The sequence below is a fragment of the Paenibacillus sp. sgz302164 genome (assembly GCF_056120505.1).
Genome location: NZ_JBVYOL010000064.1, coordinates 1 through 5027, shown reverse-complemented (window position 1 = coordinate 5027; position 5027 = coordinate 1). Strand labels below are relative to the sequence as shown.

The 5027-nt window shown below is 45.9% G+C and carries 6 protein-coding genes; 1 reads left to right on the top strand and 5 read right to left on the bottom strand.

Features of this window, described 5'->3' with window-relative positions; translation table 11 throughout:
* The 3 genes from AC0LWT_RS38895 to AC0LWT_RS38885 all read right to left on the bottom strand — a co-directional run.
* A partial coding sequence (locus AC0LWT_RS38895; RefSeq protein WP_474687342.1) for a hypothetical protein occupies positions 1 to 409 on the bottom strand: 409 nt, incomplete at its 3' end.
* Positions 410 to 718: 309 nt separating this feature from the next.
* Positions 719 to 1267: a hypothetical protein gene (locus AC0LWT_RS38890; protein WP_474687341.1), complete on the bottom strand. Its 549-nt coding sequence runs from the start codon at positions 1265 to 1267 to the stop codon at positions 719 to 721.
* Positions 1268 to 1298: 31 nt separating this feature from the next.
* The gene (locus AC0LWT_RS38885; protein WP_474687339.1) at positions 1299 to 1844 is read right to left on the bottom strand and encodes a hypothetical protein; all 546 of its coding nucleotides are present in this window, start codon (positions 1842 to 1844) and stop codon (positions 1299 to 1301) included.
* A gap of 89 nt (positions 1845 to 1933) precedes the next feature.
* Here AC0LWT_RS38885 and AC0LWT_RS38880 point away from each other — a divergent pair, with 89 nt between their 5' ends.
* Positions 1934 to 2245 (top strand): hypothetical protein, encoded by a 312-nt coding sequence (locus tag AC0LWT_RS38880; protein ID WP_474687337.1) that lies wholly within the window; start codon positions 1934 to 1936, stop codon positions 2243 to 2245.
* A gap of 159 nt (positions 2246 to 2404) precedes the next feature.
* Here AC0LWT_RS38880 and AC0LWT_RS38875 read toward each other — a convergent pair whose 3' ends face one another.
* Positions 2405 to 2881 carry a SitI3 family protein gene (locus AC0LWT_RS38875; protein ID WP_474687335.1) on the bottom strand — a complete coding sequence of 159 codons (477 nt, stop codon included), beginning with the start codon at positions 2879 to 2881 and terminating at the stop codon, positions 2405 to 2407.
* Between the two features lie 18 nt (positions 2882 to 2899).
* The coding region (locus AC0LWT_RS38870) for a CdiA C-terminal domain-containing protein (protein WP_474687334.1) at positions 2900 to 5027 on the bottom strand (2128 nt) is incomplete at its 5' end.

Genomic DNA, 5027 nt, shown 5'->3' with positions numbered 1-5027 from the left:
CCAAGGCCTCCAGAGGATTCTTTACGGCAAAATCCAATTCCTTATATAACAAGTCTGCCAACCCCAGAACGGTTTCCTCTACAACCGTGCCGATTCCTGCCAGGATGCCAGCGCTCATCGGATCAAATTCCTTGTACGCTTCCCATGCTTTCTTAATGGGTCCGAAAAGCGCACCGGATGCCGCGCCGCTCATCAATTCCCGGAACGCATCGGCGGGGGAATAATCGCTAAAGTCGCTCACTTCCCCTCGCTGGACATCCGAGGCTGCTTTCGCTCCTACTGCGACGGCTCCCGCTGCCATCACGCCGGCTGCCACGGCTCCGATTACCACCGCGCCAGCTCCTAACGTCGCTACGGTAACCGCCGCAACTACCGCTACTACGGCCACAACCGCCAGTGCGCCCAACACGTTGCCCGCCAGCTTCCCCCAGCTAAACTTCTTTTTCTCCGGCGGCGGGGGCGGAGGCGGAGGCGTTCCTTGCTTCGGCTCGTCGTCAAATGGCGCATACGAGGTGCGGTCTCATAGACTCAGCCGCCCTACTCATTCGGTAATGGGTGGGGTATATTCATCAACAACCGAGACAGGGCCAAGCGCCAAAAAACCTCTATACGACGGTTAACTCCTTTGTAGCATTATTGGTCATTTTGTACAATCTTGTTGTTGGGCTTGTAAATAGGTTCACACAAAAACCTTGACAGACCCATGTAGAATGCTCAATTAACAACTTATAGTGATATTTTCAAAAGATTTAATCTTTTGGTCCAAATTTTTATTTTTTACATTTATTTTATAAATATGCGGTTTATAATACTTGTATTGCTTATTCTCTTCATCGTAAGGAGCTTCTTTCTCAATTATTTCAACTTCTTCTGCACCAATAAAGCATGAAATAACATCAGCAAATAAAGATAGTATCTCAACATGTGAGAGATTACGTAAATTCCCCTCATATACAACATTTCCAAAAGTATCACTTGTTGTATATGTACCTTTTGTATTTTCATCAATAAACATTATCTCTTCATCGTTAACAAAAATTGATGTTTGATTTCCATTGAAACTAATAAACAAATCTTGTTTCTCTCCATCAAAACATATAAATTGAATTGATGTACTTGAGGTTATTTCAATCTCTCTATCATCATCAGACAATGTTCTTATAGCTACAGCTGGATTATTTTCAAATTTAGTTATAAGATGTTTCCAAAGTTCTTCATTAGAAAATTGCATAGACACCTTTGAACCATAATTCACTTCTTCTTGCATTAATCAAACACCGTCCCTTTTATAAACTGATTTACTGGAAACTTTGTCTGGCATCTAGTACATACTGCAAAACTTCTCCTGTCCTTGGTCTAATTGCAGAAGTCATTATAATATTCGCATTACTAGGCGGAATAAACTTACTAATTACTAAATCCTCTGCACAGATAGCATGCCCTTTATATATTATACTATTTTTAGAACCTACTATTACTTCTCCTGTTCTTAAATCCACACCTGCAACTACTGTTGTAAACTTACTTTGCTGGGTTTTACTTAATGCTTGTATTCTTGCTACCTCAGCATCTCTAGCCGCTGTAGCTTTAGCAAGATAATTATCAATTTTTTGATAGTACTCATCTGGTAAAAACGGCTCTTTAGCAAAATCATCGATTTTACCCGTCCCCTCAGTCGCCTTACCCGAATGAGGTTCACCATTACCGGGGTCCTTCCACGCACTGCGGGTCGCAGCCTTTGCCGCAGCTTGCGCTGCTTCGCTCTCGATCTTCATGACGCCCGATGCAATGGCTTTTTCCGTTTGACTGGCAATTTCTCGGAAACCCTCGTGAAAGGTCACCAAGGGCAAAAGCATCTTCCCTACAGATGAATCGCTGCTTTATCCTGAGCGTATCCAGGGGCTTGAGGCGGAGGTGCAGGCCTGGTAGGCTGATGTCGGGAGCGAAAAAGGCCCTTGGGCCACTTCGCCCATCGCGGGGAGCATCAGGCCCGCCAGAGGTTCCGGGTCAAGCCGCGACACTATCGTTTGCTAGTTTTGAAAATACTCAGTTGACTTCTGGCAAAGTAAATATCGGTGCATCCCTGACAATAGTTGCGAATGATTTCAAAAAACTGCAAGAAAACGAAGCTAATAAAAAGCAGGTCAATCATGGTGTACCTGACCATAATCAACCTGCGCCTTGTATCGCAATAGCGTTATTTAGGTTACAAATTCAAGCGTTGATGTGCGTACAAACAAAATAGAGAAATCTTTATACGGGTATTGCATGGGTTAGATGTCTTCATGGTTAAATGATAGGTTCATTCGGCACTGGTACGGTCGTTGTAAATGTACTTACATAAATATAAATTTTTACAGCCCCGTAATTAATTCTGTGTCTATTTCTTGACTGAGGTCAATTACTAGTGTATTGACACTAGTTTGTAATCCCTGTTTGTAATCAATAATTTATAATCCTGCCTATCCCAAAACCCGTCTTCATTGTTAATGCTTAAAATACCATTAATTCTATATAAACATTCATTATCATTAAACAAAAACAATACATTAACTTTTGTTAAGTCAATAATACTAAATACCAATACAAGAATGTTTGTAATTGCCTTAACGCTATCGTAATCATTCCCTAATCGAAGGTTTAGATTTTGTTTATAGTAAAAATCATCAGAAAGAAACTCTGACTCATACCCAAATGGGTTACTTGATGTATCAATCAACGAAAGTGAAAAACCAAGTATATTTAATATCTCATCTACTCGAAATCCTTTTGACAAATTAGTTACTTTTGTACAAGTGACGCCCATTTCCTCTAGTTGGTTCAAAATTATCTCTTTAGTTAAAAACGCTTCTTCTAACTTTAAAGAACATTCAATTGCCAATATATAGTCCCCCTCATATCATGGATATATGTGAATTATGTTTCCATCTTTTATTGCTATTATTTCTTCAAGTCCCTCAGCAGGCCAGTCTAAAAATTGTTTTTTTAATGCTTCAACATCTCCAACCCAATCATCTAAATTTAATACAAATCGATTTGCTTGTCCTTCAGCTAATTTTTCTTCCACTATTTTTGACCATATATTTCTCGGCGACTTTTTCCCTTTCGGTGAAAAACAGTCAAACACATTCCCCTCAATTAAATAATCTGGGTTTTTAGTCTGTCCAGGTATCTTAGGGCTTTGCTCAATGTCATATCCATTTTCCGCTAAGGTTTTTGCTGCTTCATTTTCTCGTGTACGTCCTCTTACAGTTTCTAAATCGTCCTGAGGTCGAATTTTTGCTGGATTTCCCTTTGGAACAGCATTCGGATCTGGAGAATTATTAGGTTTAGCTAGTCTAGCCCCATTAGTACTCGAACCAACATCACCCGTCCCCTTAGAGCCTGAACCACCTCCACCCTTTCCATGACCGACCGAATCGCCTTCGCTTTTCATATAATTCGATATTTTCCCCGTTGCGTCCTGGAAGAGTTCCCTTAGCGTTGTTGTTTCAGGTATACCTCCAAACATTCCTGCCTTCTGCGGCGCAAACGGGTTAATAAATTCTGCATCCAAAATCTTATTCATATCCTGGGTAAGCTTTGCGTAACTTTTACCTAGGGTTGTGCCCTCTTTACTCAGCAATTGTGCAAACTGATCGAATCTTGCGCTTATACTTGCAACCTCTGTCACCTGCACCGACTTCGTGCCACTCAGCACCAACTTTTCAGCTTGCATCGCCCTGGATGCTGCTCCTGCCTCGCCACCGACGAAAAAGGAGGCTATGGTAAGTACCAATTCCGTTCCATATTTGCTTCGACTATAGGTATCTCCATTGATGACGTCTTCCTTGAAATCCCGCTTTACGCCTTCCCAGACTCCCGCCAGTGTTCTCAGCAGCTCATCTCGATGCTCCTTGTTGGAATAGTATTTGCCTACATAAACGATGGGGTTCGCGACAAACTCCAAGGCCTCCAGAGGATTCTTTACGGCAAAATCCAATTCCTTATATAACAAGTCTGCCAATCCCAGAACGGTTTCCTCTACAACCGTGCCGATGCCTGCCAGGATGCCAGCGCTCATCGGATCAAATTCTTTGTACGCTTCCCATGCTTTCTTGATGGGTCCGAAAAGCGCACCGGATGCCGCGCCGCTCATCAATTCCCGGAACGCATCGGCGGGGGAATAATCGCTAAAGTCGCTCACTTCCCCTCGCTGGACATCCGAGACGGCTTTCGCTCCTACTGCGACGGCTCCCGCTGCCATCACGCCGGCTGCCACGACCCCGATTACCACCGCGCCGGCTCCTAACGTCGCTACGGTGACTGCCGCAACTACCGCTACCACGGCCACAACCGCGAGTGCGCCCAGCACATTGCCCGCCAGCTTCCCCCAGCTAAACTTCTTTTTCTCCGGCGGCGGGGGCGGAGGAGGTGGCGTCCCTTGCTTCGGCTCATCGTCAAATGGCGCATACGAGGTGCGGTCCGACCCTTCCGCCCTTACGTTGGCTCCGAGAAAGTGGTACTCGCTCTCGATCGAGAAGCCGCTTTGCGCGCTCAGCTTCTTCGCCATGAGCTGGCTAGTCGCGTAGATGACCACACGCTTGGGCGTGTAGAGTGAGATGTCCGCTTTCGCGTTTAGCGTCAGCTTCTTGTGGCTCGTCATCGTCACGCCCACCGCATCGTCGAAGCTCAGCTTCAGCGGCTCCTTGCTCCCGCCCGTCAGGTTGATCGCTGTCGGCGTCAGCTCCAGTTCGCTCCCGTGCTCCGTCCCGAAGTAGCGCTTGCTCGGGTCGCCGGTTTTGGCGCAGCTGCCGCCATTGGTGCGCACCGCCCCTACGACGAGCGCCTGCTTTCCCTCGGCATCGGGAATGTACAGACTCGCACGAGTCCCCGCCTTCGGCATGCTGTACATGGCGCTGCCGGTCGCCGGTGCGAACGGAAACCAATGCGCCTTGTCCTTCGGCTGCTCGCGGTCCACGCTCAGATGCAGCTTCACCTGCTCGCCCTTGACCTCCAGCACTTCCCCTTCCAGCGAGATGCCCGTC